Origin of the sequence: Streptomyces sp. NPDC059785, assembly GCF_042732375.1 — a bacterium.
Taxonomy (GTDB): Bacteria; Actinomycetota; Actinomycetes; order Streptomycetales; family Streptomycetaceae; genus Streptomyces.
This window is the reverse complement of sequence record NZ_JBHWHV010000008.1, coordinates 139,420-164,890: the sequence shown is the minus strand read 5'-3', so window position 1 is coordinate 164,890 and position 25,471 is coordinate 139,420. Positions and strand designations below refer to the sequence as shown.

Below are 25,471 nucleotides of genomic sequence, written 5' to 3'. Positions count from 1 at the left end.
CCGCGCGGTGAACGCTCCAGGCGGCGAAAGGACCTCCCGTTGTTGACCACCTCCCCTTCCCCCGTACAACTGGCCGCCGAGTCCGGTACACCACGCACAGTCCTCGTCGTCGTACTCGACAGCCTGCGCTGGGACACCTTCCAGGAAGCGCGGACACCCGTCATCGACGAGGTCTGCTCCTTCTCCGAACAACGGATGAGCTATGCCAGTTGGACCCTGCCCAGCCACTCCTGTCTCTTCTCCGGGCTCCTCCCCTGGCTCGCCGCACCCGGCCGGGCCGCGGCGGGCACGTACCGCGACGACTTCCTCTTCTGGTCCCACGTCCTCGGCGGCGACGACAAGCACGCGAGCAACTTCCACCCCGAGATGAGCCTTGCCACCATGGCCGAGCGCTGCGGCTGGTCGGCACACGCCCGGGTCTCCATGCCCGTCCTGCGGCCCGAGGCGGGTCTGCGCCACGGCTTCCCCGACTACGAACTGTCGCCGCAGGGCAGCGGTCTGGGAGCTCAGGTCTCGAGCATCCAACTCGCCGACGACAGACCGAATCTGCTGTTCATCAACGCCGCGGAGACGCACTACCCGTTCATGCTCCCCAAGTCCCGGTTGCCGAAGATCCCAGGAGCCCATGGTGTCGCAGGCCGTGACCTGGCCGACGGCTCGTCCGGGCCGGAGGACGGCTACCGGCTGACGTTCTCGGCCGACGACTACCACGAGATGAAGGCCGCACAGATACGTGCCGCGGAGATAGCGGACCGGAGACTGGGTGCCGTGATCGAGCAGTTGCCCAAGGACCTGCTCGTCATCGTCACGGCCGACCACGGCGAACTCTTCGGCGAGGACGGCATGTTCGGCCACGGGCCGTACTTCCATCCCGCACTGTTCCAAGTACCTCTCGCGATGGGAGTAGTGGCATGACTTCCGCGATCTCCGTCATACCCGGGGCAACCCAGTCCTCCGCTGCCGACTCCCTCGTGTCCTCGCTGGCCGCCGACGTCTGTGACGCACGGAAGAGGATCGCTCCGCATGCCGTCCGTACGCCTACGGTGCGCCTGCCGTGGCTGGACACCGATGAGCGCGAGGTCTGGGCCAAGCTGGAGTGCTGGCAGGAGTCCGGCAGCTTCAAGGCCCGAGGGGCCCTGAACGCCCTGGCGGGCTTCGAGCCCGGTCAGACGTCGGTGACCGCCTCGGCCGGCAATCACGGCCTGGGCCTGGCCTTCGCCGCGAAGAAGCTCGGCCAGCGAAGCCGGGTCTTCGTCCCCACGACGGCATCGGAACTCAAGGTCCGGCGCATCGCGGCCGCGGGCGCCGAAGTCACCGTCGTCGGCCGCGACCTCAAGGACGCGACCGACCACGCGGTCGAGTACGCGCGGCGGCATGGCCTGCCGTTCGTCTCGCCCTACGCCGACTGGAACGTCGCGGCCGGGCAGGGCACCTGCATGGCCGAAGCCGTCGAGGACGCGGGCGACTTCGATACCGTCGTCGTACCGCTGGGCGGTGGCGGTCTGCTGAGCGGGATCGGCGCCTACGCGGTGGCGCGAGCGCCGGAAACCCGGCTCATCGCCACCCACCCCGAGGTGTTCAACCGCCCCTTCGGCCGGGAGTCCGTTGACACGTGTCTGCGCCTGGCCACACCGCCGACCTACGCGGACGGCCTCGCGGTACAGCACACGTTCGCCAATCCGTTGGCCGAGGTGCTGGACCGGCTGCTGAACGAGGTCTGCTCTGTCTCGGAGAACGAGATCGTCCTCGGGATCTACGCGCTTCTGCACGAGCAGAGCCTGCTCGTCGAGGGGGCGGGTGCCACGGCTGCCGCGGCCCTTCTGAGCGGCAAAGTCCCCCCGGACACCAAGCGCACACTGCTCATCCTCTCCGGTGGCAACATCTCCTCGTCCGCGCTTGCCCGTGCGATCGTCACCGAGGTCCACGACGAGCGGCTGCGCATCGGCCTCGGCCTGCGACGCAACCTGCCCGTCCTGGAGAAGACCGAGGTCGCGGGTACGCCCGGGGAGGCGCCGGCCGGCACGGCGACGGATCCGTCGGACACCTCCCGCGAACCGGCGAAGGACACCACGTCCGCCGAGCCGTCCGGCGACAGCGGCTGGGCCGAGCACTCGCTCTCACTCGGGGAACCTGCCGCCAGGACCGAGGACCACCGGCGCTACCTCGAAGCCGTCGCCCTGCCCGCGGCCGAGGTCCCGCACCACGCCCTCGACCGTCTGCAGAACCTCGCGGAAGAGCTGGCCCGCTCCCTGCGCGTGCCGGACTCCGGCCTGCCCGATGTCACGCCCGGCGCCCAGGAGGACACCCTGCGCCTGCTGCTGCGGGTGCGCGAGACACTGACCAACGGACTCGAATGGGCGAGCCCCGCATACGACCAGAGCCGGCGGGTCAACTTCTACGACACCTCCGCGCAGGCCGCGGGCGGCGTCAACTACGCCCGCTACGGAACGAACGACCTGCGGACGCTGGAACTGGGCCTGACCGAGATGCTCGGGCTGCCGAGCAAGGGTGTCGACCTGCTTGCGACCTCCAGCGGCATGGCCTCCTACCAGGTCATCGAAAGCCTGCTGCTGCGCCACGTCGTCGAACCGGGAGACACGGTCGTCTGCGCGCCGTACATCTATTTCGAGGCCGCTGAGCAGTTGGAGGGGCTGCGGTTCCTGCGGCATGTCCGAGCCGGGGACTACGACGCCGACACCCTGATCCGAACCGTCGAGGAGCACGACGCCAAGGTCCTGTTCGCCGATCCGGTGAACAACGTGGCCGGCCTGCCCGTCGTGGACCTGCGCCGGCTCGCGGAGCGCACCGCGAACAGGGACGGCTGGGCCGACCGCTGGTTGGTGATCGACGGAACCATGGTCTCGGGCGCGCTGGACGTCTTCGACCTGTTCCGCGAGCCGGGACATCCACGGGTCCTCTACTACGAGAGTGCCAGCAAATACGCCCAGTTCGGACTCGACCTGCAGATGGCAGGGGTCTGCGTGGTGCCCAGCGATCTCGCGGCCGCCGCCAGGACGATCAGGCGCAACACGGGCACCATCCTTTATCCGGACGCCATCGCCCGCTTCCCGCGGGCCGGCCGCGACGCCTACCTGGCCCGCATGGTCCGGATGTCGGCCGGCGCCCGCGTCATGGCCGACGTCCTGAGCGCCGACTCCCGGATCGCCCAGCAGATCCACATCGGCTGCGTCGACGACTGGGCCGAGCGCGGCTGGGCGCACGGCGGTGCGGTCCTGACGGTGGAGTTCCGGCGCGCCGGCCTGAACAACCGGGACGGTCTGGAAGCAGTCATCGAGCGGATGCTGGCCAACGCCCGCACGCGCGGGGTGCCGCTCGTCAAAGGTCTCAGCTTCGGTTTCTCGACGACCCGCGTGTCCGCGGCCTCTGCCATGGCGCAGGGATCGGACCCCTTCCTGCGGTTCTCCGTCGGGACAGGCGGCCCCGCGGAGGTCCGGCAGCAGGCCGCGGCCGCGGCCGACGCCATATCGGAGTACCTGCGCCGGTTCGGCGGCAGCATGGAAGGAGCGTGAGTCACACGTGAAGAAACTGCTGGTCGTCGGCTTGGACGGCGCCACATTCGACGTCATGGACCCCTATGTGAGGGAGCACCCGGACGGAGCTCTGGCGAACCTGTACGCATCGGGCACGGTGCGCACGCTGGAATCCACCCTGCCCTTCTTCACGGGTCCCGCGTGGACGACGTGCATGACGGGTCTCCGGCCCGACCAGCACGGCGTGTACCACTGGCGCGGTCGCTTCGACGCGGAACGCGGAAGCCGTCCGCTGGTTTCGACCCGCCACCTCGAAGAGGCGTTCCTCTGGTGGTACGTGCAACAGCAGGGCGGCCGGGTGTCGGTGACGAACTTCCCCATGGCGTACCCGGCCCCGCCCACCGAGGGCGTGTTCGTGTGCGGCACGCTGTCGCTGGAGGACGCGCCGGGACAGACCTGGCCGCCGCAACTTGCGCAGCGGCTGAAGGGACAGGTCCCCGGCTACCGGTACGAGATCGAGAAGGGGCTCTCGTTCGTCGACCGTCCGGCCGAACTCCGCCGGCACATCCTCGAGGTGGGTGGCCATCATCTGACCGCCGCGGTCGATTTCGCGCAGCCGTCCGGAGCCGACCTGGCCGTCCACGTCGTCACGGTGACCGACCGCATGCAGCACTTCTTCTGGGACCATGCGGACGGCTCCGGCAGCGCGGTCCTGGATGCCTACGAGTTCGCGGACGCGGCGCTCGGCCGTCTCCTCACCGAGAACGACTGGGACAACGTGCTGGTGGTCAGCGACCATGGGGCGGGGCCGTCGCGACAGGTGTTCCAGACCGACGAGTGGCTCGTCGAGCGCGGCTGGGCACGGCCTCACGACAACGGTTCCGAAGTGGACATGCGCACGTCCTGGGCCTACGCCGGTGAAGAGCCGGAGATCGCCGTATACATCAACCGGGAGGACCGGCAGGGGTACGGCGTTCCGGCCGAGCAGTACCCGCAGTTCCTGCGGCAGCTCCGCGACGGGCTGACCGAGGTGCGCGTACCGGACACCGGCCGGCCGGTGTTCCGCCGGGTCATTGTGGCGGAGGACATCTACGACGGCCCCCACCGGGACCTGGGCCCCGATCTCATCCTCGTGCCCGCCGAGGGCATCCATCCCCGGCCGGGACTGCCGGGGCGACTCTTCACGGAGCCCGGCGGGCTCATCAGCGGTCACCGGATCGACGGTGTCTTCCTCGCCCACGGTGTGGATTTCCCGCACTCGCCGGACCGTACGGCACATCGTGCGCTCGACATGGCCGAGGTCTTCTCGGTGCTGTGCGCGGCGCAGGGGATACCCGTTCCCGGAGGCATCCCCCTGAGCCCGCTCCTCGCGGAACTCGGTGTGCGGCACACCGTCGACACGGGTCTGCACTGGCCCGACCAGGTCGACGGGGCGCCCGCCCAGCAGGCGGAGTCGCCCGACATGCTGCGCCGCCTCGCCGAGATGGGGTACCTGTGATGCGCGGCGGGGTGATCCGGCACGCGACCGGAGACGACCGGGCCGCGGCCCTGCGCCGTCTAGCGGCGGAGGAACCTGCCGCGACGTGGCTCGATCCCCGTGTCTGTCGGAAGAACCCCCTGCTGGGCGTCCGCCTCCGGCGCAGTGTTCTGATGCGCTGCTACAACGGCGACTACCACACCGACGTGTTCGAGGAGGAGCGCCTCGCAGCACGGATCGCGAGCGGCGCGGAACGCGTGCTGTTCTGGGGCCCACCGGACGATGTGGCCCGTGCCGCGGAGCTGTTCCGGACGGACGGCTGCCCCGACGACGCCGTTCTGGACGGGCTGTCTCTCGGTACGCACACCACGCTGCCCGGCGGCGAGCTCTACGGGCCCGGTCACATCGAGGTCGCCCGCACCGGCAGCACCCAGTCCGACTCGGCCGGCGCGGCGGCGGCCATCATGTGGGATCTGGGCCGCGTCCTCGCGGGTGCACGTCCGGGCGAAACTTTCCACACCATCTCCTGTGTGCCGCGCAACCGGCCCTCCGCTCCGGGCATCCCCGGCGGGGCGGCCATCCATCGCCTGCACACGCGGGCGATCGGATCGCGTCACTGGGGCATCGCACCGTTCTACGTGATGGCCGGAGGAGTGCTGGAGGTTCTCGACTACCGCGAGCTGAGCCTGGATGACGAGGCCGTGCCCGGCGGCTTCGCCTCCGGCGGCCCGGTGTACGTGAGCGACGCCGCCTCCGCGGACCTGGTGACGGGTCTGTGCGAACTGAACGGTTTCAGCGTGGACGTCCGTACGCGGACGGCGGCCCCCCTCGCGCTGAAGCAGCCACAGGCCCCGCGGTCGTCCGCCGCGACGAGTTCTCCCCACGGCCCCCGTGCGGTGCACGTCGACGTGGAAGACCCGCTGCCCGCCCTGGCCGATGCCGCCGTCGGCCGGGGTGAGGCCTGCACGGTGGCGGTGTGCGATCTGAGCGACGAGCGGTCCGTAGCGGCACAGAAGACTCTGCTCGGGCAAGGATTCCGGTTGACGTACATCAGTCCACCGAAGGCCGTTGCCCGACAGGACGGCGCTACCGCGCCACAGCGGGTTCCCCTGCGCGGCGGCTTCTGCCGAATTCGTACCGGTGCTCCGCCGATCCCCCCGTACTACCTGGAGCGCGGACCGTTGTCCGACGCCGAGAAGAACCTCGCCTCGCAGTACCGGGACATCTTCGATGCCTGGAGAAGGGATGCCAACAGCCGTGTCTGAAACCGAGATCACCCCTGCCCGGCCGACCTCGGTCCCGCCGACGCTTCCGGGGAACGTCATGCGCGAGGCGGTATCCGCCGTACTGGCCGTACACCTGCCGCAGGAGGAGCGCGGGATACCCCCGTTCGACCTCGTCGGCCCGCAGTCGACGAATCTGGAAAGCATGGGTCTGGACAGCCTGTTGATCGCCGAGATCATCGTGGAACTGGAGGAGCGTCTCGGCACACTGCTCGAACTCCGCTCCGGCACGCGGCTGGAAACCCTCGCGGACCTCTGGGCCGCACTCGGTCCGGCGGAACCGGCATGACCAGCGGAACGGCTCGGGCCGTCCCCACGGTCCTGCGGGAGGCGGACCACGTCGTCGGCTGGAGCGAGCTGAGGCGGCGGTCCGACGATCTCCGGAGACGGCTGGAAGAAGCCCGCCCGACCGCCGTCGCGGCCAGGGTGCCCGGCGGACTGGCTCTGGTGACCCTGCTCCTCGCTGCTCGCGGTATGGACACCAACGTACTGATCACCGGTTCCGGGGCCCAGGACACGACCCTGGCCTCCTTGGGTATGGACGTCGTGGTGGAACCGGCGGATGCCCCGGCCGGGTTCACCGTCCGGCGGCTGTCCGGCCCGGCGGCTTCCGCGCCCAAGGCCGACGGCTCCGGACTGTGGTTGCTGTCGTCCGGTACGACGGGTGAGCCGAAGCCGACGCACTGGCCGTGGCCCAGGCTCGCGACCGGTGAGTGGGGCAGCGGCCGGGAGCACTGGGCGATCGGCTACGCCTCGCACAGCTTCGCCGGTGTCTCGGCCACCTGCCAGGCTCTCGGCCGGGCGGCCGGTATCGAGTTCGTCCGTCCGGCGGAGCTGGCTTCGCCCCCGCCGGACGCCGTTCCGCTGACGGTCGCGGCGGCCACTCCGTCCTTCTGGCGGCGGGCCGCCATCGCGACGCAGGACACGGATCGGTTCCGGCAGGTGGACACGGTGACGCTCGGCGGCGAGCCGGCTGACGCGTCGTTGCTGCGCCTGTTGCGGGAGATCGTCACGCCCCGGCGGATCAAGCAGATCTTCGGCACGACCGAGTTGGGAACCGTCATCCACACCACCGACGGGCGCGCGGGTCTGCCCGAGGCCCTGCGTGGCGTCCGGCTCCCAGGAGGTGCCGCCTTCGACGTCCGCGACGAACGGCTGTCGGTGTCCCTCGCCCCGGGCGCCCCCTACGTCGAGACCGGGGACCTGGTGCGCATCGCCGACGGCCGCGTGCACATCGTGGGCCGGGACGGGGTGTTCGTGAACGTCGGCGGTCTGAAGGCGAACCCCTACCGTGTCGCACAGGTCCTGCAACAGCACACATCGGTGCTGGCCGCGCGGGCCTTCGGGCTGCGCAGCCCGCTCCTCGGCCAAGTGGTCGCCGCGGACGTAGTGGTGCGGGACCGTCGCGATCCCCCCACGGTGATCCGTGAGCTCAAGCGGTACGCCACCGACCTGCTGGAGGCCCACGAGCGTCCGCAGCGGATCAGGCTCGTCGAAAGCCTGGCAGTCGCCGAATCCGGAAAGGTCCAGCTGTGAGTTCCTCATCGGCCCACGGAACCGTCTTCGTCACCGGTGCCTCGCGTGGCATCGGCCTGGACATCAGCCGGGCCTTGTTGCGGGACGGCTATGACGTGGTGGCGGTGGCCAGGAAACGTACCGACGCCTACGAAGAGCTGGCCTCGCAATACGGACGTCGTGCCGATTTCCTCGCGGCCGATCTCGGCTCCCGGGATGGCTTGGACGCCGTGGCCCGTCGCATCCGGTCCTGTCCTGACACGTACGGACTGGTCAACAACGCGGCTGTGGCCTTCACCGGTCTGCATGCCGGCCTCCCGCGCACGGGAATGGAATCCATGCTCGCCGTCAACCTCATGGCGCCCATGGTGTTGAGCCAGGCCGCGATCAAGGCCATGATGCGGGCCCGCACAGGGCGGATCGTGAGCATCAGTTCCGTCTGCGCACAACGGCCCTATCGCGGCCTCGGCACGTACAGCGCCACCAAGGCCGCGTTGGAGGGATTCACACGTGTTCTGGCGGCGGAGGCCGGCCGCTGGGGCATCACCGCCAACTGTGTGGCCCCGGGCTTCATCGACACCGACATGAGCGAAGGACTCGACGACGAGTCACGCCGCCGCATCCAGCGGCGTTCCATGCTGCCGCACGAGACGTCGGCGGCCGATGTCGCCGCCGCCGTTTCCTTCCTGCTGTCGCCTGCGGCGGCAGCGATGACGGCGGAAGTGCTCCGCGTCGACGGCGGAGCGGCGGCATAAGCGGACATGAGAAAGGTCCATAAGCATGCGCATTCATTTCCTGGTACTTGCCTACGAGCGTCCGAAAGGGCTGGAGAGCCTGCTCGCGAGCATCCGGGCTCAGCGCGATCACTCGGGGACGATGGACATCACCGTGCTGGACAACGCGTCACGGCCTGAGCAGAGCACGCTCCTTCAGGCCACGTGTCTGGCTCACGAGGCCCGGTACGTGCGCAGTCCTGAGAACGTGTTCATGCAGGGCAAACGGCTGCTGGAGGACCTCGTACTCGACGAGGGGCGCGTCCCGGACGTCGTCGTCCACCTTGATGACGACGTCATCCTCGAACCGGGCTGGGTGAGCCGGACCACCGAGGTGCTCCGGGCCGGCCGCCACGCGGCATGCGGCTCCGTGGAGCACTGGCAGGGCGAGCTCGTCTACAGCGGCCAGCGGGAGCTGAAATTCACCGAGTTGTCCGCGACCAGCGGCCCGCCGGTGCGCTGCTGGGAGTGGGAGTGGCAGCGGGTGGGGCGCGAGACCGGCACCGTCGCGGTCGAGTTCGCCGGTCACCGCGCCATGGCCGTGCTGGGTGAGGTGGCCCGGGACCTGCGGCACGACACCGCGTACCGGATCGGTGGTGAGGATCTCGACTACAGCTTGGAGCTGCGTCAGCTCGATGGCCGTTCCCTCGCCATCGCCACGTCCGCCGTCATCCAGCATCGGGCGCACGGTGAGAAGGACGCACCCGGTTTCCGGACTGCGGACAATGTCATCTCCTCCTGGCGGCACTTCTACGGCAAGTGGGGGTTCCTGCGGGCGAACGCGTGCAGCGAGGCGGACATGACACTCGCCGAGTTCGTCGAGGCCGTGACCGGCCACGGGTCGGGAACATGACGGGCGGTCGCTGGGCGGCCGTGCTGTTCGACCTCGACGACACGCTGATCGACTACTCGTCGGCGGCGGCCGTCGAGCGGCAGCGCGTGACGGAACTGGTGCTCCCGCATGTGCCCGAAGGGGCTCTGCCCGAGTTCCAGGCCCGGTTCCGGGATCACCTGGCACGCCATCACGTCGAGGTGGACACCGGTCGCGTACCCGTGGCCGAGTACCGTGAGCGCCGGCTGCGCCACGCACTGCGGCCCTGGCGGGCGCCTTCGCCGGAGTTGTGTGCGGCCGTCGCCCGCTGCGCCGATGCGACGGCCGCGGAGGTGCGACTCGTCGAGGGCGTCACCGAGGCGCTGCGGTCCCTGCGCGCCGCCGGTGTCCGCATCGGCATCGTCACCAACGGCCCCGCCACCATCCAATCCGGCAAGTGCGCCAGGCTCGGCCTGGCCGAGGCCGTGGACACCGTCGTCACCTCTCAGGACGTCCGGCGCACCAAACCGGATCGGGCCGCGTTTCACGAAGCCTTGCGCCGTCTGGGGGTGCCGCCCGGCCGGTCCGTCGTGGTCGGCGATTCCTGGGAGAACGACGTACTGGGCGGTCTGCGCGCCGGCCTCGGCAGAGCCGTGCACATCGGCTGTCCGCACTCCTGCCGTCTCACGGCTCCCGGGCTGCTGGGACGGCTGCCCCGCGTCGATCACGGACTACTCGCCTTGCTGGAGGTACCCCATGCCGAACGCTGACCGGACCGAATCCGGGACCGCGAGCGCAGAGGCCGTACCGGTCCTGCGACCCATGCGCATATGCCTCGTCTCGCCCGCCTATCCGCCCATGGTCGGCGGCATCGGCCGCAACACCTGGGACCTTGCCCGTGGTCTGGTGGCTCGCGGCCACGAAGTGGTCGTGCTCGTCGCCTGCGACCGCAGACCCGCGGACGCGGAGTCCGGGACGGTACGGAAGAACCTCACCGTCCACTGGCTGGAGGACGGGCCGCGAGGCGCGGGACCGCTTGGATCGCTGCCCGGCATGAGCGATCTGAGGCGAAGCGTGCGGGTACGCAGGACGCTCGCCCTCCTGCAAGCCCGACGGCCGTTCGACGTCGTCGAATTCGCGAGCTGGAGGGCCCTGGGTGCGGTGCACTCGCTGCGAAAGGTGGCCCCGCAGCTACTGCGCGCCACGACCGGCATCGCGCAGGTCCCGAAGGAAGAGGGTCACTGGCGTGACCGGGCCCGTGACCAGCTCGGCCGTTGGGTGCTGGGCAGTGCGGAGCGGATCTGTCTCGTGAACAGCGACGTGGTCGTCGCCCCCACCACCAGCCACCTGGAACACCTGCCGGAGCGGCTCCGCCGGAGCACCGCGATCATGCCCTTCGGCGTCGCCGTGCCCACCGGCCGCCCAAGGCGCTCGGGCGGCACCGTGCTGTTCGTCGGACGGCTCAGCGGCCGCAAGGGCTTCGACCTCTTCGCGGAGGCGGCCGGCCTGCTGCTCGCCGGAACCCCGGCGGCGCGGATCGTTCTGGTCGGCCACGATCTCGCGGACGCCAACGGCAGCGCCTGGGAACGGTACGGGGCAGCACTGAAGCGCCGGTACGGCGACCGCGTCGACTGGCGCCCGGAGGTCACGGAGGAGCAACTGGACGAGCTGTACTGGACCAGCGACGTCTGCGCCATGCCTTCCCGGTACGAGTCGTTCGGGCTGGTTTTCGCCGAGGCCAACCTGCGGGGCCTGCCCGTGGTCGCCTGGGACACGGGGTTCGCGCGCGAGGTGGGGGGAGAGTCCGCCGTCCTCGTCCCCTGCTGGGACGTCCAGGCGTACGCCCGCGCGTTGCGCGACACCCTGGAGGCGACGGCCGACGGCCGCATGGACGGTGAGGCCATCCGGGCGGTCGCCGAGGAGCGCTACGGGGTGGATCGATGGGTCCAGCGCACCGAGGCGCTCTACGCGCGCACCGCGGCGGTCTCGAACGAGGGGCCCCACCATCCGACACCAGCGAAGGGCACGTGAATGCTCAAGGAATTCTTCTTCGTCACCGGCGCCCCGCGCAGCGGAACCACGTATGTGAGTGACTGGCTGACACAGCTGGAAGACGCCTACTGCGTCCACGAGGTGCTCGCGGATCTCAGGCACCGCTCTCCGGAGGAGGCCCTGGCCGCGCTCGAGGTGTACGCCAGGTCGGGGGCCGACCGGCTCGACAAGGTCAGGCAACGTGAGTTCCTCGCCTGGCCGAGCCAGGGCCTGGAGACCCCTGTCCCCGGGCTCGTGGGCTGGAAGGAACCGGTGACATGGGAGCGCGGCGGTCTGTCCGCCGTCCCGGAACCCCTTGGTACTCTGCTGCGTCGGCACTGCGAAAAAGCCATGGTGACCGTCCGTCATCCGTTCGACGTGGTCGCCTCCGGCCGCCGCCGGGAGGCCACCACCAGCAACTGGCGTCCCCTGTCCGTGGCGGAACACTGTGCCTTCTGGCTCAGCACCCTCGATGTGATCCGTGACCTGAAGGCCCAGGGAACAGAGGTCCTCGTCCTGCACTGGGAGAGTCTTCTGGCCGACCCCGGCAGCAGCGCCGTGCGCATGGGCGAGCTGCTGAACCGTACGCTCCTCGCGTTCGACGGATACGAGCGTGAACCGGAGGAGCTGAGCTCCATGCGAGCCTGCGTGGACCCGCAACGCGGCCTCTCCGGTCACGCCTCCCGCCGGTATCTCACAGAGACGGACCGGCAGGAGATCAGCCTCCTCCTGTCGGTCGAGGCGGCCGAACTCGGATACGAGGTTTCAGGCACCTGATTCACTGCCGCTCCGCGGCTACAGCAGGCGAGAATCCGACCGCGACGCGCGGGGTCCGCTCCGGAGTGCCCGGAGCGGACCCGCTCTCCACTCGGTTCAGGCCGCCGATGCGCAGATCTCCGCCAGCCGCAGGCTCTCCCCCACCGCCCGCGGGATGTCCGCGACCGGGAACAGCGTGTGCCGTACGGTGCGTTCGGCGTCGACGATCAGGATCAGGCGTTTGTGGCGCAGGCGGCCCGCGGCGTGGAAGACCGGGAGTCGCAGGGCCGCCGCCAGGCGGTGTCCGGCGTCGGAGAGCAGCGGGTACGGGATACTTTCGGCCCGAGTGAACTCCGCTTGTTCGTGCGGGAGTTGCGTACTGATCCCGCGCAGCGCCACGCCCGCCCGCCGGAAGTCGGGCCAGGCGTCACGGAAGAGCCGGTTCTCCAGGGTGCAGCCGGCGGCACCGGGGACCGGGCCCCACTCCGTACCCGTGCCGGGGTAGGTGAAGAGCACGGTCGCGGGGGTGCCCGGCGGGATGAGGGGCACGCCGGAGCCGTCCGTGCCGGGCAGGTCGGCGCCGTCCGTGCCGGGTAGGTCGGAGCCGGCCGTGCCGGACAGGTCGGCGCCGTCCGTACCAGGCAGGCCGGAGCCGTCCACACCGGAGACGCCGGAGCCGTCCGTGCCGGGCGGGGCGAGGCCTGGCGTCCCGGGCAGGTCGAGGCCGTCCGGCAGGCGGGTGCCGACCAGGCCGTGCACCCGGGCGTGTTCGGCTCCGTCCTCCGCGGCCGTGGCCGTGAGGGTGCCGTTGCCGAGCACCCACCGGTCGCCCCAGTCCTGCATGGCGACGAGCACCGGGAGCAGCGCGGAACCGGCGTCGGTGAGCAGGTACTCGTACCGCACCGGTCGCCGCTGGTAGAGGCTGCGGCGCAGCACCCCATGGGCGACGAGCCTGCCGAGGCGTTCGGTGAGGACCTTGCGGGAGAGGCCGAGTTCGGCGGCGAGCGCGTCGAAGCGTACGTGTCCGCGGGCGACCTCGCGCAGCACCAGCACGTTCCACCAGTCGCCCAGGATCACGGCGGCCTGGGCGATGCCGCAGGTCTCGTCAGCGTTGTGCATCCTCATGGGTCCATAGTAGGTTCCTTTTCGGAACTCACTTTGTTTCTGAGTGAAACTTAACAGCGAGGAGGAGCCGCGTGCCCATCGTCATCAGCCGGGTCGTCGGACGCGAGATCATCGACAGCCGGGGCAACCCCACCGTCGAGGTCGACGTCGAACTCTCGGACGGATCGCTCGGCCGCGCGGCCGTGCCCTCCGGCGCCTCCACCGGAGCGCGCGAGGCCGTGGAGCTGCGGGACGGCGACCCCACCCGCTTCCACGGCAAGGGCGTACGGCGCGCCGTGGACGCCGTCAACGACGCCATCTCCGACGCCGTGACCGGCCTGTCCGCCGACGACCAGGCGACCGTCGACGCGGCACTGATCGCGCTCGACGGCACGGCGGACAAGGCGCGCCTCGGCGCGAACGCGGTCCTGGGCGTCTCGCTCGCCACCGCCAAAGCCGCCGCGGCCTCGCACCGCCTGCCGCTCTACCGCTACGTCGGCGGGGTCGACGCCCGCCTGCTCCCGGTCCCGATGATGAACATCGTCAACGGCGGTGCGCACGCCGACAATCCGCTGGACTTCCAGGAGTTCATGATCGCACCGATCGGCGCGTCGACCTTCGCGGAGGCCGTCCGGATGGGCTCGGAGGTCTTCCACACCTTGCGCGGGGACCTGATCGCCGCCGGCCACAGCGTGAACGTCGGCGACGAGGGCGGCTTCGCGCCCGACCTGCGCACCGCCGAGGAGGCGCTCGACTTCGTCGTCCACGCCATCGAGCGCACCGGCTACAAGCCCGGCACCGACTTCACCCTCGTCATGGACCCGGCGACCTCGGAGTTCTTCCACGACGGGGTCTACGACTACGCGGGCGAAGGCGTCCGCCGCACCCCCGCCGAGCACGCCGACCACCTCGCCGCACTGGTCGACCGCTACCCCGTCGCCTCCGTCGAGGACCCGATGGCCGAGGACGACCACGACGGCTGGCGCGACCTGACCGCCCGGCTCGGCAAGCGCGTGCAGCTCACCGGGGACGACGTCTTCTGCACCAACGAGTCCCTGCTGCGGGCCGGCATCCGCGACGGCGTCGCCAACTCGATCCTGGTCAAGGTCAACCAGATCGGCACCCTCACCGAGACCCTGGCCACGGTCGCCACCGCCCATCGCGCCGGCTACACCGTCGTCATGTCCCACCGCTCCGGCGAGACCGAGGACACCACGATCGCCGACCTCGCCGTCGCCACCGGCTGCGGCCAGATCAAGACGGGTTCCCTGTCCCGTTCGGACCGCACGGCCAAGTACAACCAGCTCGTGCGGATCGAGGAGGAGCTGGGGGCGCAGGCGCGGTACGCGGGGGCGGAGGCGCTGGGGTTGCGGCGTTGACGCCGGGTGCCTGCTTGTCCCCTCGGTACCGCCGCGCTCTCGTCAGCCGAGGGGTGGCGCTCGCGCTCACCGACACCCCCGGCGAACCCCAGGAACGCCGTCCAGGCACCCGGGGCGAGGGAGCGGAGGGCGCGCCATGTCTTTGGAGTCCCGCACGTGAACGACGTGCGCGCCGGCGGCCGCTTCCACTGCCCGACTGCCGGGTCGTCATACGGTCTGGTAGGACAGGGGTATGCGGGAGCACTCGGCTCAGGAAGCCATCGACCTATTCCTCTCGGCCTTCAACGCCTCCTCCGACACCTACGTGACCGAGCTTCTGAGCCAGGCGCTCACCTCGGACGTCGTGTTCTGGGGACCCTTCGGCCGCAACCAGGGCATCGAGACGGTGGAGCGGTTCGTACTGGAGATGCGTCAGCACCCGTCCGGGCCCGGCATCATGAGCCGGTGCTCAGAGGTGGACGCCCCCAGCGAGTGGGCCCGGTATCAGTGGGCCCTCCGTACGCCCGAAGGCGGTCCGCAGCTGCGGGGGACGGACGTGGTTCACCTGCGGGCCGGGAGGATCGACCAGATGATCGTCTTCGCCGGTGACCTGGAGCCCTCGTCCCCGGCTGTCCCAGGCCCCGGACGGTGACCGAGAACGAGAGATGCGGTCCGTTCTGGGACGTCCTGGCCGGCCGGGCACCGCTGCCGGCCGCGGCCAAGACGCTTGGCTGGAAGCTGATCTCGGTCGATCCCGGGCAGGGAACCATCGAGGTGGCCTTCCAGGCCACGGAGGACTTCCTCAACCCCGCGGGAGTCGTCCAGGGCGGATTCCTGGCCGCCATGCTCGACGACACGCTGGGCCCGGCGCTCGTGGCGACCCTGCCCGACGGCCAGTTCGCCCCCACCCTGGACCTGCACGTGCAGTACCTGCGCCCGGCCCGGCCGGGCCGGCTCGTCGGACACGGCCGGGTCGTCCACCGCGGCAACGAAGTCTGTTTCCTGTCCGGTGAGTTGTTGGCCCCCGACGGCAAGCCGGTCGCGGTGGCCACGGCGACGGCACGCATCAGGCCGCTGCCCGGCCGTTCGGCGAGCCCGTCGCCGTGAAGGTCATCATGAGCCCGTTGTTCAACCGGTCCCTTGAACGGCCAGCCCCACGAAGGCTGCCCAGGCACCACGGCCAACGGCCAGCCCGGGGCGGGTGATGTCCTTGGAGTCTCGTACGTGGACAAGGTCAGGGCGAGCGGCTATCTCGACGCACTGGCCACCCTCACCACTGCTGTACGTGCTCTTGACCCAAGTCAGGTCCGTCGTGCCCTTCATAGCGCTCCCAACAACCCCTCAACGAAGGCCATCGACTCCCGTGGAGTGAGAGCCTGAGCCCGGATGATCCCATACTGCGCTTCCAGTTCCCGTACTGGTGTCCGTTCCGTGTACAGGGAACTGCTCTTCTGTACCTCCGCGTACGCAATGCGCTGTCCCGCTCCGGTCTCGATCAGCGTGAACGGCCCCGCGAGACCCGCGTGATCCTCCCTCTGCAACGGCATTACTTGGACCTCAACGTTGCGGTTCTGCCCGATGAGCAGGACCTGCTCAAGTTGCCCACGGTGGATGTCGGCGCCTCCGATGGGGCGGCGCAAAGCAGTCTCTTCGATGACGAAGCTCATCAGCGGTGCAGGCCACCGCGAGAAGATCTCCTGTCTGAGCATCCGAGCGACGACCCTCTGCTCAATCGTCTCCTCGTCCAAGAGCGGTCGACGCATCTTGAACACCGCACGTGCGTAGTCCTCTGTCTGCAAGAGGCCGTTGATCAAGTGGGTGTCGTACACGTGCAGCTCAACCGCCTCCGCCTCCAGCCGCGCCGCATCCCGGAAGAACGCCGGGAACTGCGCCCGAGCCACCTCTTCCTTCATCTCACCCAGGACCCCGCCCGCGTCCAACAGCTCGTCCGCCGCGTCGATGAACCGAGGCGGAGGCACCCGCTTCCCCTGCTCGTACGCCGCGATCGTCGACGGCGAATAGCCGGTACGCCGCCCGAACTCGACCCGCTCCAACCCGGCCCGCACCCGGAACCGCTTCAGTTGCCGACCGAACACCCGGAGGATGCCCGCTCCCGGCACCGCCGACCCGGCCGCCTCCGCCTCGTTGTCGGGACCCATCGCATCACCGGGCCCCCGCACCATCTCACTCACCCGCTCGCTCACCTCTCTCACTCGCCCGCTGCCACTGACGCTAGAAAGCCCGAGGTCACGACACCGGCGAACGCCGAAAATTCACCGATACAAGTCCCGCCACCGCCCACCCATGACCCCGGTGAGTCTGGTGAAGTCGGTGACTCAGGCGGCGCGCTCTCGATGGCGGCGACAGTCCCGGCACAGAGCGTCCGGATCGTGCGTACGGATGCCACGGTCGCAGCCGTCGCAGTTGGTCATCGGCGCCGGCTTTTCCGGGACCGCCTCGCGGGGCGGCGCCACCGGCAACGGCGGCGGCAGCAACGTACGCAGGCGGTGTTCCAGGAAGCGGGCCGGGTGGTGGATCGGCGTGCCTTCGGGCGGGAGCCCCGCCGTCAGCGTGCGCGCGATCTGGTCCGGTGTCGCGTCACGCCCGAGCCAGGCCTCGACTCCAGGCACCAGCCGGTGCACGTCCCGTACGGACAGCAGCAGCCGGGCGTCCGCGAGGCGCAAACGCGCCAGCAGGTCAGCCGCCCCCGGAGCCGCCGACTCACTCCCCACCGACGGCACAGGCGTCCGCGTCGGCTTCGGCGTCGGCACGTGCACCGACGCCTGAACCGGAGCCGGAGCCGGAACGGGAACGGGAACGGGAGCCGACGCACGTGCAGAGCCCCGCACCGGCGCCCGTACCGCCGCAGTCGCCCCCGGCCGGTCTACGAAGACCGTACGCGTCGCGATCCGCCCACCTCCGAGCAGCACCTTGCGACGCAGCAGATAGCCAGCCGCCTCCAGCTCCCGCAACGCCCGCGCGATCGTCACCTCTCCTTCCGGGAAGCGCGCCGCCAGCGTCTTGATGGTGACCGAGGCCCCGTCCGGCAGTGACTGGATGTGGACACCGAGACCGATGGCGACAGCGGAAAGACCGGGGTGTTGGGCGAGGTGATTGCCGACGACCGTGTAGCGCTCGGTGTGGCGATGCCGTACGTGAAGGACGCCCGCCCTGGGCGCGTCCGGAGGGAGCGCGAGAGGGTCGGGCAACGTGTGCGCGGGCAGGGCCGCGTTAGACTGCGGATCAGCCATGGGGAAGCCGCTTACTTCCTACTTGGTCAGGCCCTCGTCGGGATTGCCGTCCTGCCGGGGGCCGTTTCTGTGTGTGGTTGTGTGCGGCGACCGTACCCCACCCGTACGGCTGCTCGACGCCTCCGGCACTCGAACGAGTGACGCACCAAATCGCGACGTACAGGCGGGGTTTGGTGCGGTCGGTAGTTTCCCCAAGGCATTAGAAGAACGTCGCGCGTCACCGGGTCGCGGAACCCCGCGTCCCGGTCACGGCGTCCACGTCCCGCTACCAACTCCCCCGCCTCCGCCCGGATACCGCCCGCACCGCCTACACCTCGCACACACCCGTACCGCCTCCGCCTACAGGGCTCCGCTGTGTGCGCGTCACCCCTGTTCCGCCGCTGGAACGACCCGGCACCGTGGGTGCCATGACCAGCAAGTCCTTCCCGACCGCGACGACGGCCGCCACCTCTTACGACGGTTCCGAAGTCGGCGCTACGAACCGTGAGTTCGCGATGCGCTTCAGCTCCACGCCCCGCGGAGCGCGTCTCGCCCGCCGTCTGGTGTCGCACCGCCTGGACGCGTGGGGGCACGGCTACGGCTCCGCCGCCAACGAGTGCCTGACGCTCGTCACCGCCGAACTCGCCGCCAACGCGGTGCGCCACGGCCACGTACCGGGACGGGACTTCGCCGTACGGCTCATCGCGACGGGCCGGACATTGCGCGTGGAGGTGGCCGACACCCGCGCCGAGCGGCTGCCGCTGCTGTCCCTGCGCGAGCCGCCCGGCGAGGCCGAGTCCGGCCGGGGGCTGATGCTCGTGGCGGCGCTGGCGGACCGGTGGGGCGCGGTGCCACGGACGGAGGGACCCGGGAAGACCGTGTGGGCGGAATGGGACCGCCCGCCCGCCGACCCGGTCGCCTGACGCCGCCCTGTACTCGCACCATGTCGCCCGGCCGACCACGATCGCGGCCTGAGACCATCGAGCCTATGGGCAAGCACAGCCGTCCCGGGCCGCCGAACCAGCCGTCGCGCGCGCTCCCGCGCGTCGATGCCGACGACCCGCTCGCCGCGTACACCAAGCGGCGCCGTCCCCCGATGGACCAGTACCGGCGTCACCGGCCGCTGCACGGCGGTGCCGGCCACTGTCGGCCCGAGGAGCCCAGGGCCCTGGAGGAGTGGGACGGTTTCGGCTACGTCCCTGTCGGCACTGCCCCCGACCTCGCAGCAGCCACTGCCTGGGCTCACGGGCTCGACTCCCGCGAATCGACCGATCAGGAGTAGGGCCTCGCGCAGACGACCGCCCAGCTCTTCGCGGGCCTTCTGAACGCGTGAGGAGTGGTGCAGTGGCACGGAACCGGCTTTCATCAGCCCCGGGTATTCGGCCTTCGCTGCCGCAGTACCGTTCCGCTTTGCGGCCTCCGGGCGGTTCAGTTCTTGCGGGCCTCGGGCGGTTCAGCTCTTGGTGAGTGTGATGTCCCGCTCCCGGTCCGCGTGGAAGTGCGGCAGTGGGAGGCCGGACGTGGTGCGCAGTTCCATCAGGGTGGCCTCGACGTGGGCCTTGCCCGGCTTGTAGCGGTTCTTCTCGGGGCGGTCCGAGTTGGCCCAGCGGCGCAGGGTGCCGTCGCAGACCGCGCGGGTGCCGCCGACGCCGTGCTTGACCCGGAGGTCGCCCTGCGCGAGGGACGAGCTGACGTAGACGACGCCGGTGGTGTGCGAGCAGCGGTAGGTGCCGGTCAGGGTGATGGTGCCGTCCGGGGCGATGCGGCCCACCGGGTCGACGGTGACCGACTCGCGCGGGGCGGCGGCGGTCCGGGCGGCGGGCGCGGTGAGCAGGAGCAGCGCGGCACCGGCCGCCGCGCCGGCGGACCGGCGCAGGGACGTGACGTACATGGGTGACACGGGCACGGAAGTACCTCCTGGAGTGCGGAACGGGGAACGGGATACGGAAGGAATATCCAGGGGTACCGGGCCGCCCGGCCGGGGGCCGTGAACGTCACCCCATCGGTGGCGAGTCCGGGGGCGCGGTGTGACTTCTCGCGACAGACCGGACCTGTCGCTGCCCGTGCCGTCGGGCGGGGGCCCCGCACCGTCGCGGGCGCGTCCGGGTGTTGTCCGCGTGTTGTCACGCTTCTCGGCCGGAGGTTCCGATGAGTTCGCGCCGGGAGGATGGTCTACCCATGCGAGGCGACGACAGCGCCGCCGGCCAGTTCATCGCATCCGAGCTTCCGACGCGGAGGTGTGCCATGTGTTCCCACCAGTCCTCGGGTTCCCGCCAGTCCTCGGACCGTTCCGGCCGTGCGGCCGCCCACATCGTCGCCGCCCACCCCGAGCAGGGCTGGAGCCTGCGCTGCGACGGCGTGATCGTCTTCGACGACACCGGGGAACTGTTCCCCGACGGCAGCGTGGTGGCTCCGCACCGGGTCCCCGCCGACCAGCTCGCCGTCGCCGCGTGACCTCGGCCCGCTACGGCAGCACGGCGAAGCCGTCGAGTTCGACCAGGGCCCGCTCGTCCCAGAGGCGGACGACACCCACGACCGCCATCGCCGGATAGTCTCGGCCCGCCAACTGCCGCCAGACAACGCCGAGTTCGCGGACGCACCTGCGGTACTCCCCGACATCGGTGGCGTAGACGGTGACGCGGGCCAGGTCGGCCGGTGTCCCGCCCGCCGCCCGCAGCGCGGCCAGCAAATTCCCGAGCGCCGTCGCGAACTGTTCCGGCAGGGTCTCCCCCACCACCTTGCCCCCGGCGTCCAGCGCGGTCTGCCCGGCCAGGAAGACGACACGGCCGCCCGTCGCCACCACCACGTGCGAGAAGCCGGTGGGCGGCGCCAGTTCCGGCGGATTCACGCGCTCGGCCGTCATACGTCCTCCGCGTTCCCGGCCCCGATCCCGGCCCCGATCCCGGCCCCGGCCCCGTAGCCGGTCCTGTCACCGTCCGCGGCACCGCCACGATCCCCTTCGCCGTCTCCGGCCCCGTCGCCGCCCGCGGCCCCGTCGCCGTCTCCGACCCCGTCGCCATCGCCGCCCGCGGCCCCGTCGCCGTCCGCGGCCCCGTCGCCGTCGCCGCCCGCGGCCCCGTCGCCGTCCACGGCCCCGTCGCCATCGCCGTCCACGGCCCCGTCGCCGTCCGCGGCCCCGTCCTCCGCCTGCGCGTCGGCCGCCTTGTACAGCTCCCGCGCGATGACCTCCCGCTGGATCTCGCTCGCCCCCTCGTAGATGCGCGGTGCGCGTACCTCGCGGTAGAGGTGTTCCAGGAGGTGGCCGCGGCGCAGGGCGCGGGCGCCGTGCAGCTGGACCGCCGCGTCGACCACGTACTGCGCGGTCTCGGTGGCGAGGAGTTTCGCCATCGCCGCCCGCCGGGGCACGTCCGGGTCGCCCGCGTCGTACGCGGCCGCCGCCGCGAGGACCATCAGCCGGGCCGCCTCCGTGCGCAACGCCATCTCGGCGACCTGGTGGGCCACCGTTTGCAGGTCCCGCAGCCGGCCGCCGAACGCCTCGCGCCGGGACGTGTGCGCGAGCGTCGCGTCCAGCGCCGCCTGGGCCATGCCGACCGCGAAGGCGCCCACGCTCGGCCGGAAGAGGTTGAGGGTGTGCATGGCGACCCGGAAACCCCGGCCTGTCTCCCCGAGGACGTCGTCGGGCGTCACGGGTACGGCGTCGAAGCGGAGCGCTCCGACGGGGTGCGGGGCGAGCAGGTCGAGGGGGGTGCCGGTGAGGCCCGGCCGGTCGGCGGGGACGAGGAAGGCGGTGACACCGCGGGCGCCCGGCTCCGGGCCGGTGCGCGCGAAGACCGTGTAGAAGTCGGCCTCGGGGGCGTTGGAGATCCAGCACTTCTCCCCGGTGAGCCGCCAGCCGCCGGAGCCACGGGAGCCACCGGAAACGCCGGAAGCGCCAGGGCCGACGGGCTCGGCCCGCAGTGCCAGGGCCGCCGCGTCGGAGCCCGCGCCAGGCTCGCTCAGCGCGAACGCGGCGACGGTGGTGCCGTCGCGTACCCCGGGCAGCCAGCGGGCTCGCTGGGCGTCGGTGCCGTACGCGTGCACCGGGTGGGCGCCGAGGCCCTGGAGGGCGAGCGCGGTCTCGGCCTCGGTGCAGACCCGGGCCAGGGACTCGCGCATCAGGCACAGGTCGAGCGCGCCCGAGGTGAACAGGCGCGAGAGCAGGCCGAGTTCACCGAGGGCGGTGAGCAGCGGGCGGTTGACCCGGCCGGCCCCGGCGCCACCCTCCAGGGGCCGCAGCCGCTCCACCGCGAGGACGCGCAGCTCAGCACACCAGCGCTCCTGCCGGGGGTCGAGCACGAACGCCGGGGACGCCGCGGGCGCCGGGGCCGCCGAGGGTTCCGCAGACACTGCGAACGCCGCCGGCGCCGCGGACTCCGAGGCCGCCGCGGACACCGCCGACGCGGCGGGCTCCGAGACCGCCGCAGGCTCCGCGGCCTCCGAGGCCGCAGCGGACTTCGCGGTGTCCGCGGCGGAGGCCTGGGCCGCCGAAGACGCCGAGGACGCCGCGGGCTTCACGGGCTTCACGGACGCGGCGGACGCGGCGGACGCGGCTGAGGATGCCGAGGACTTTGCGGACGCCGAGGACGCCGAGGACGCCGGGGCCGCCGAGGACTCCGCAGACACTGCGAACGCCGCCGGCGCCGCGGACTCCGGGGGCTCCGTGGGCTCCGTGGGCTCCGAAGTCGTCGCGGACACCGCCGATGCCGCGGACTCCGAGGCCGCCGCAGACCCCGCAGACCCCCTCATCTCCGGAAACGCCATCTCAGCCGCCCCCTCTCCCCCCGGGCCGCCGCACGGCAATATCGCGGCCCGTTGACTGTCGTCACCAACACGATACGCTCGCCCTACGCTCCTCGTGCGAGCCCACCACCACAAGGGGGCGAACCGCCATGGACCCCAGAGACGACCGGCCGGCGCCGTACACGGCCCACGTCGACGCCTTCCCGCGCGACCACCTCCCGCCCGCCGAACAGTGGCCCCGACTCACAGCAGAACTGCCCGAGTTGAGGTATCCCGCCCGCCTCAACGCCGCCGTCGAGCTGCTGGACCGCACGGTGGAGCGGTACGGCGCGCGGCGGCCGGTGTTCCGTACGGGAAGCGGCGACGTGTGGTCGTACGGGCTGCTGCGGGAGCGGGTCGACCGGATCGCCCATGTGCTGACCGGGGAGCTGGGTGTCGTACCGGGCAACCGGGTGCTGCTGCGCGGGCCGACCACCCCGTGGCTGGCCGCGTGCTGGCTGGCGGTGCTGAAGGCGGGCGCGGTCGCCGTCACGGTGCTGGCCCAGCAGCGTCCGCACGAGCTGGGCACGATGTGCGCGATGGCCCGCGTGAGCCACGCGCTGTGCGACGCACGCTCGGTGGACGATCTGGTCGCGGCGGAGACGCCCGGGCTGCGGATCACGGCGTACGGCGGTGACGGGCCCGGTGATCTGCTGCGGCGCGCGGCGGACGCGCCCGCCGGGCCGTACCCGGCCGCCGACACCGCCGCCGACGACGTGGCGCTGATCGCGTTCACCTCCGGCACCACCGGGCGGCCCAAGGGGTGCATGCACTTCCACCGTGACGTGCTGGCCATAGCGGACACGTTCTCGCGGCACATACTGAAGCCGCGTGCGGACGACGTGTTCGCCGGGAGTCCGCCGCTGGGGTTCACCTTCGGGCTCGGCGGGCTCGTGATCTTCCCGCTGCGGGCCGGCGCCGCCTCGCTGCTGCTCGAACGGTCCGGCCCCCGCGAGCTCCTGCCCGCGCTCGCCGAGCACCGGGTGTCGGTGCTGTTCACCGCGCCGACCGCGTACCGCGCGATGCTCGACGAACTGGACCGGTACGACACCGCCTCGCTGCGCCGCTGCGTGTCGGCCGGGGAGAACCTGCCCGCCGCCACCTGGCACGCCTGGCACGAGCGCACCGGCATGGCGATCATCAACGGCATCGGCGCCACCGAACTGCTGCACATCTTCATCTCCGCGGCCGACGACGCCGTACGGCCCGGCACGACGGGGGTCCCGGTGCCGGGGTGGCACGCGCGGGTGACGGACGCCTCGGGCGCGCCGGTGCCCGACGGGGTGCCCGGGCTGCTCGCGGTGCGCGGTCCGGTCGGCTGCCGCTACCTCGCCGACCCGCGGCAGCGGGAGTACGTACGCGACGGCTGGAATTTCACCGGTGACACCTATGTGCGGGAGCCTGACGGCTACTTCCGGTACGTGGCCCGCGCCGACGACATGATCGTCTCGGCCGGGTACAACATCGCGGGGCCCGAGGTCGAGGACGCGCTGCTGCGCCATCCGGACGTGGCCGAGACGGCGGTGGTGGGGCGAGACGACGCGGAGCGCGGGCAGGTGGCGGTGGCGTACGTGGTGACGCGGGCGGGCGCGGACCGGGACGCGGACGCGCTGCGCGCCTTCGTCACCTCCGAGCTGGCGCCCTACAAGTGTCCCCGGGAGTTCGTCTTCCTCGACGCGCTGCCGCGCACGGCGACGGGCAAACTCCAGCGCTTCCGGCTGCGCACGGAGGGCGGACGGCCGCACGCGGAAGGCGGACGGCCGCGCATGGAGAGCGGACCGCCGCGCACGGAGAGCGGACCGCCGCGCACGGAAGGCGGACGGCTGCCCGGCAGCAGGCAGGGCGGGCAAGTATCCGGCCCACAGGGCGAGCGCGGACCCGACGGCGGGCAGGTACCCGGCCCGCGGGGCGAGCGCGTGCCCGACGGCAGGCAGGAATGAGCTGAGACCGTTCCAGGACCCCTAAAATGATCATCGTGTCCGAGCAGCACGCCCCCCGGTCCCTCATCGTCACCTTCTACGGCGCCTACGGCCGCTTCGTGGACGGTCCGGTGCCCGTCGCCGAGCTGATCCGGCTCCTCGCCGCGGTCGGCGTCGACGCGCCCTCCGTACGGTCGTCGGTGTCGCGGCTCAAACGGCGGGGGCTGCTGGTGCCGGAGCGGACGGCCGGGGGCTCGGCCGGGTACGCGCTGCCGCCGCACGCCCGCCAGCTCCTCGACGACGGCGACCGGCGCGTGTACGCGGCGGCGGCACCGGCCCGCGAGGAGGGCTGGGTCCTCGCGGTGTTCTCCGTACCGGAGTCGCAGCGGCAGAAGCGGCACGTGCTGCGCTCACGCCTCGCCGGGCTCGGCTTCGGCGCGGCGGCCCCGGGCGTGTGGGTGGCACCGGCGCGCCTGTACGAGGAGACCCGGCACGCGTTGCAGCGGCTCGGGCTCGACACGTACGTGGACCTGTTCCGCGGCGAGCACCTGGGGTTCGCGCCGACCGCCGAGGCGGTCGGGCGCTGGTGGGACCTGGCGGCCATCGCCAAGCAGCACGAGGCGTTCCTCGACCGGCACGCGCGCGTGCTGCGCGCCTGGGAGGAGCGCGCGGACACCCCGCCCGAGGAGGCGTACCGCGACTATCTGCTCGCCCTCGACTCCTGGCGCCATCTGCCGTACGCCGATCCGGGGCTCCCGGCGGAGCTGCTGCCCGGGGACTGGGCGGGGGTGCGGTCGGCCGCGGTCTTCCGGGCGCTGCACGGGCGGCTGCGGGACGCCGGGGCGCTCTTCGCGGGGGTCCCGCCGCTCCATGGCCCCGTCACTCCGTGATCCCGCCGCTTCGTCGTCCCGTCACTCCGTGATCCCGCCGCTTCGTCGTCCCGT

General features: G+C 71.4%; 26 protein-coding genes and 1 pseudogene. 20 read left to right on the top strand and 7 right to left on the bottom strand.

Features of this window, described 5'->3' with window-relative positions:
- Positions 1-42 precede the first annotated feature (42 nt).
- The 11 genes from ACFV6E_RS08900 (at position 43) to ACFV6E_RS08850 (ending at position 12,158) form a co-directional block, all read left to right on the top strand.
- Positions 43-915, top strand: coding sequence for a hypothetical protein (locus ACFV6E_RS08900; protein WP_385165667.1), 873 nt, complete (start codon positions 43-45; stop codon positions 913-915).
- Positions 912-3,530, top strand: a complete 2,619-nt coding sequence (locus ACFV6E_RS08895; RefSeq protein WP_385165665.1) for a pyridoxal-phosphate dependent enzyme — start codon at positions 912-914, stop codon at positions 3,528-3,530. The genes ACFV6E_RS08900 and ACFV6E_RS08895 overlap by 4 nt, the downstream gene beginning before the upstream one ends.
- A gap of 7 nt (positions 3,531-3,537) precedes the next feature.
- The gene (locus ACFV6E_RS08890) at positions 3,538-4,989 is read left to right on the top strand and encodes an alkaline phosphatase family protein (protein WP_385165663.1); all 1,452 of its coding nucleotides are present in this window, start codon (positions 3,538-3,540) and stop codon (positions 4,987-4,989) included.
- A 152-nt stretch (positions 4,990-5,141) separates the two neighbouring features.
- Positions 5,142-6,233 (top strand): hypothetical protein, encoded by a 1,092-nt coding sequence (locus ACFV6E_RS08885; RefSeq protein WP_385460136.1) that lies wholly within the window; start codon positions 5,142-5,144, stop codon positions 6,231-6,233.
- A complete protein-coding gene (locus tag ACFV6E_RS08880) occupies positions 6,226-6,540 on the top strand; it encodes an acyl carrier protein (RefSeq protein WP_385460134.1) in 315 nt (104 codons plus the stop codon). The genes ACFV6E_RS08885 and ACFV6E_RS08880 overlap by 8 nt, the downstream gene beginning before the upstream one ends.
- On the top strand, positions 6,537-7,787 hold the full coding sequence (locus ACFV6E_RS08875) for an AMP-binding protein (protein WP_385165659.1): 1,251 nt from the start codon (positions 6,537-6,539) through the stop codon (positions 7,785-7,787). The genes ACFV6E_RS08880 and ACFV6E_RS08875 overlap by 4 nt, the downstream gene beginning before the upstream one ends.
- On the top strand, positions 7,784-8,521 hold the full coding sequence (locus ACFV6E_RS08870; protein ID WP_385165657.1) for an SDR family NAD(P)-dependent oxidoreductase: 738 nt from the start codon (positions 7,784-7,786) through the stop codon (positions 8,519-8,521). Before ACFV6E_RS08875 ends, ACFV6E_RS08870 begins: the two co-directional genes overlap by 4 nt.
- Before the next feature lie 25 nt (positions 8,522-8,546).
- Complete coding sequence (locus tag ACFV6E_RS08865) at positions 8,547-9,392, top strand: glycosyltransferase family 2 protein (protein WP_385165656.1); 846 nt, start codon at positions 8,547-8,549, stop codon at positions 9,390-9,392.
- Positions 9,389-10,120, top strand: coding sequence for an HAD family hydrolase (locus tag ACFV6E_RS08860; protein ID WP_385165654.1), 732 nt, complete (start codon positions 9,389-9,391; stop codon positions 10,118-10,120). The genes ACFV6E_RS08865 and ACFV6E_RS08860 overlap by 4 nt, the downstream gene beginning before the upstream one ends.
- A gap of 52 nt (positions 10,121-10,172) precedes the next feature.
- Entirely contained in the window at positions 10,173-11,381 is a 1,209-nt protein-coding gene (locus ACFV6E_RS08855; protein WP_385165652.1) for a glycosyltransferase family 4 protein, read from the top strand.
- Entirely contained in the window at positions 11,382-12,158 is a 777-nt protein-coding gene (locus ACFV6E_RS08850; protein WP_385165650.1) for a hypothetical protein, read from the top strand. It begins immediately after the preceding gene.
- A gap of 96 nt (positions 12,159-12,254) precedes the next feature.
- Here the strand turns inward: ACFV6E_RS08850 and ACFV6E_RS08845 are convergent, their stop codons facing one another.
- Complete coding sequence (locus tag ACFV6E_RS08845) at positions 12,255-13,262, bottom strand: winged helix-turn-helix transcriptional regulator (protein ID WP_385165649.1); 1,008 nt, start codon at positions 13,260-13,262, stop codon at positions 12,255-12,257.
- Between the two features lie 77 nt (positions 13,263-13,339).
- Between ACFV6E_RS08845 and eno the strand changes: the two genes are divergently transcribed.
- The 3 genes from eno (at position 13,340) to ACFV6E_RS08830 (ending at position 15,706) form a co-directional block, all read left to right on the top strand.
- Complete coding sequence (gene eno, locus ACFV6E_RS08840) at positions 13,340-14,620, top strand: phosphopyruvate hydratase (RefSeq protein WP_385165697.1); 1,281 nt, start codon at positions 13,340-13,342, stop codon at positions 14,618-14,620.
- Between the two features lie 232 nt (positions 14,621-14,852).
- Positions 14,853-15,251, top strand: a complete 399-nt coding sequence (locus ACFV6E_RS08835) for a nuclear transport factor 2 family protein (RefSeq protein WP_385460132.1) — start codon at positions 14,853-14,855, stop codon at positions 15,249-15,251.
- Positions 15,248-15,706: a PaaI family thioesterase gene (locus ACFV6E_RS08830; protein WP_385165645.1), complete on the top strand. Its 459-nt coding sequence runs from the start codon at positions 15,248-15,250 to the stop codon at positions 15,704-15,706. Before ACFV6E_RS08835 ends, ACFV6E_RS08830 begins: the two co-directional genes overlap by 4 nt.
- A 21-nt stretch (positions 15,707-15,727) precedes the next feature.
- Here the strand turns inward: ACFV6E_RS08830 and ACFV6E_RS08825 are convergent, their stop codons facing one another.
- The 3 genes from ACFV6E_RS08825 to ACFV6E_RS08815 form a co-directional block, all read right to left on the bottom strand.
- Positions 15,728-15,922: a DUF397 domain-containing protein gene (locus ACFV6E_RS08825; RefSeq protein ID WP_385165643.1), complete on the bottom strand. Its 195-nt coding sequence runs from the start codon at positions 15,920-15,922 to the stop codon at positions 15,728-15,730.
- Positions 15,919-16,758, bottom strand: coding sequence for a helix-turn-helix domain-containing protein (locus ACFV6E_RS08820; protein WP_385165695.1), 840 nt, complete (start codon positions 16,756-16,758; stop codon positions 15,919-15,921). Before ACFV6E_RS08820 ends, ACFV6E_RS08825 begins: the two co-directional genes overlap by 4 nt.
- A 177-nt stretch (positions 16,759-16,935) precedes the next feature.
- Positions 16,936-17,850, bottom strand: a complete 915-nt coding sequence (locus tag ACFV6E_RS08815; RefSeq protein ID WP_385460130.1) for a hypothetical protein — start codon at positions 17,848-17,850, stop codon at positions 16,936-16,938.
- A 407-nt stretch (positions 17,851-18,257) separates the two neighbouring features.
- Between ACFV6E_RS08815 and ACFV6E_RS08810 the strand changes: the two genes are divergently transcribed.
- On the top strand, positions 18,258-18,752 hold the full coding sequence (locus ACFV6E_RS08810) for an ATP-binding protein (protein WP_385165640.1): 495 nt from the start codon (positions 18,258-18,260) through the stop codon (positions 18,750-18,752).
- 65 nt (positions 18,753-18,817) lie between these two features.
- On the top strand, positions 18,818-19,111 hold the full coding sequence (locus tag ACFV6E_RS08805; protein ID WP_385165638.1) for a DUF6087 family protein: 294 nt from the start codon (positions 18,818-18,820) through the stop codon (positions 19,109-19,111).
- A 171-nt stretch (positions 19,112-19,282) separates the two neighbouring features.
- Here ACFV6E_RS08805 and ACFV6E_RS08800 read toward each other — a convergent pair whose 3' ends face one another.
- Positions 19,283-19,735, bottom strand: coding sequence for a DUF6299 family protein (locus ACFV6E_RS08800; protein WP_385460128.1), 453 nt, complete (start codon positions 19,733-19,735; stop codon positions 19,283-19,285).
- Between the two features lie 338 nt (positions 19,736-20,073).
- Here ACFV6E_RS08800 and ACFV6E_RS08795 point away from each other — a divergent pair, with 338 nt between their 5' ends.
- Positions 20,074-20,283, top strand: a complete 210-nt coding sequence (locus tag ACFV6E_RS08795; protein ID WP_385165634.1) for a DUF5999 family protein — start codon at positions 20,074-20,076, stop codon at positions 20,281-20,283.
- Positions 20,284-20,293: 10 nt separating this feature from the next.
- On the opposite strand, the gene ACFV6E_RS08790 is transcribed toward ACFV6E_RS08795, so the two are convergent.
- Together ACFV6E_RS08790 and ACFV6E_RS08785 are read right to left on the bottom strand one after the other, a co-directional pair.
- The gene (locus ACFV6E_RS08790; RefSeq protein WP_385460126.1) at positions 20,294-20,692 is read right to left on the bottom strand and encodes a RidA family protein; all 399 of its coding nucleotides are present in this window, start codon (positions 20,690-20,692) and stop codon (positions 20,294-20,296) included.
- Positions 20,693-20,982: 290 nt separating this feature from the next.
- Positions 20,983-22,176, bottom strand: a pseudogene (locus tag ACFV6E_RS08785) (acyl-CoA dehydrogenase family protein); the annotation flags it as partial.
- A 112-nt stretch (positions 22,177-22,288) separates the two neighbouring features.
- Here ACFV6E_RS08785 and ACFV6E_RS08780 point away from each other — a divergent pair.
- The 3 genes from ACFV6E_RS08780 to ACFV6E_RS08770 all read left to right on the top strand — a co-directional run bounded on the left by ACFV6E_RS08780 (position 22,289) and on the right by ACFV6E_RS08770 (position 25,417).
- Complete coding sequence (locus ACFV6E_RS08780; protein WP_385460124.1) at positions 22,289-22,645, top strand: hypothetical protein; 357 nt, start codon at positions 22,289-22,291, stop codon at positions 22,643-22,645.
- A gap of 73 nt (positions 22,646-22,718) precedes the next feature.
- Positions 22,719-24,548 carry an AMP-binding protein gene (locus tag ACFV6E_RS08775; RefSeq protein WP_385460122.1) on the top strand — a complete coding sequence of 610 codons (1,830 nt, stop codon included), beginning with the start codon at positions 22,719-22,721 and terminating at the stop codon, positions 24,546-24,548.
- Positions 24,549-24,574: 26 nt separating this feature from the next.
- Positions 24,575-25,417 carry a PaaX family transcriptional regulator C-terminal domain-containing protein gene (locus tag ACFV6E_RS08770; protein ID WP_385165626.1) on the top strand — a complete coding sequence of 281 codons (843 nt, stop codon included), beginning with the start codon at positions 24,575-24,577 and terminating at the stop codon, positions 25,415-25,417.
- Positions 25,418-25,471: the final 54 nt, after the last annotated feature.

What these genes read in the sequence shown, in the direction of transcription:
- ACFV6E_RS08895 (WP_385165665.1), top strand. Translation starts at nt 912, where the DNA reads ATGACTTCCGCGATCTCCGTCATACCCGGGGCAACCCAGTCCTCCGCT.
- ACFV6E_RS08885 (WP_385460136.1), top strand. Translation starts at nt 5,142, where the DNA reads ATGCGCTGCTACAACGGCGACTACCACACCGACGTGTTCGAGGAGGAG.
- ACFV6E_RS08875 (WP_385165659.1), top strand. Translation starts at nt 6,537, where the DNA reads ATGACCAGCGGAACGGCTCGGGCCGTCCCCACGGTCCTGCGGGAGGCG.
- ACFV6E_RS08865 (WP_385165656.1), top strand. Translation starts at nt 8,547, where the DNA reads ATGCGCATTCATTTCCTGGTACTTGCCTACGAGCGTCCGAAAGGGCTG.
- ACFV6E_RS08860 (WP_385165654.1), top strand. Translation starts at nt 9,389, where the DNA reads ATGACGGGCGGTCGCTGGGCGGCCGTGCTGTTCGACCTCGACGACACG.
- ACFV6E_RS08855 (WP_385165652.1), top strand. Translation starts at nt 10,173, where the DNA reads ATGCGCATATGCCTCGTCTCGCCCGCCTATCCGCCCATGGTCGGCGGC.
- ACFV6E_RS08850 (WP_385165650.1), top strand. Translation starts at nt 11,382, where the DNA reads ATGCTCAAGGAATTCTTCTTCGTCACCGGCGCCCCGCGCAGCGGAACC.
- ACFV6E_RS08845 (WP_385165649.1), bottom strand. Translation starts at nt 13,262, where the DNA reads ATGAGGATGCACAACGCTGACGAGACCTGCGGCATCGCCCAGGCCGCC.
- ACFV6E_RS08835 (WP_385460132.1), top strand. Translation starts at nt 14,853, where the DNA reads ATGCGGGAGCACTCGGCTCAGGAAGCCATCGACCTATTCCTCTCGGCC.
- ACFV6E_RS08825 (WP_385165643.1), bottom strand. Translation starts at nt 15,922, where the DNA reads ATGAAGGGCACGACGGACCTGACTTGGGTCAAGAGCACGTACAGCAGT.
- ACFV6E_RS08820 (WP_385165695.1), bottom strand. Translation starts at nt 16,758, where the DNA reads ATGGGTCCCGACAACGAGGCGGAGGCGGCCGGGTCGGCGGTGCCGGGA.
- ACFV6E_RS08815 (WP_385460130.1), bottom strand. Translation starts at nt 17,850, where the DNA reads ATGGCTGATCCGCAGTCTAACGCGGCCCTGCCCGCGCACACGTTGCCC.
- ACFV6E_RS08810 (WP_385165640.1), top strand. Translation starts at nt 18,258, where the DNA reads ATGACCAGCAAGTCCTTCCCGACCGCGACGACGGCCGCCACCTCTTAC.
- ACFV6E_RS08805 (WP_385165638.1), top strand. Translation starts at nt 18,818, where the DNA reads ATGGGCAAGCACAGCCGTCCCGGGCCGCCGAACCAGCCGTCGCGCGCG.
- ACFV6E_RS08795 (WP_385165634.1), top strand. Translation starts at nt 20,074, where the DNA reads ATGTGTTCCCACCAGTCCTCGGGTTCCCGCCAGTCCTCGGACCGTTCC.
- ACFV6E_RS08790 (WP_385460126.1), bottom strand. Translation starts at nt 20,692, where the DNA reads ATGACGGCCGAGCGCGTGAATCCGCCGGAACTGGCGCCGCCCACCGGC.
- ACFV6E_RS08775 (WP_385460122.1), top strand. Translation starts at nt 22,719, where the DNA reads ATGGACCCCAGAGACGACCGGCCGGCGCCGTACACGGCCCACGTCGAC.
- ACFV6E_RS08770 (WP_385165626.1), top strand. Translation starts at nt 24,575, where the DNA reads ATGATCATCGTGTCCGAGCAGCACGCCCCCCGGTCCCTCATCGTCACC.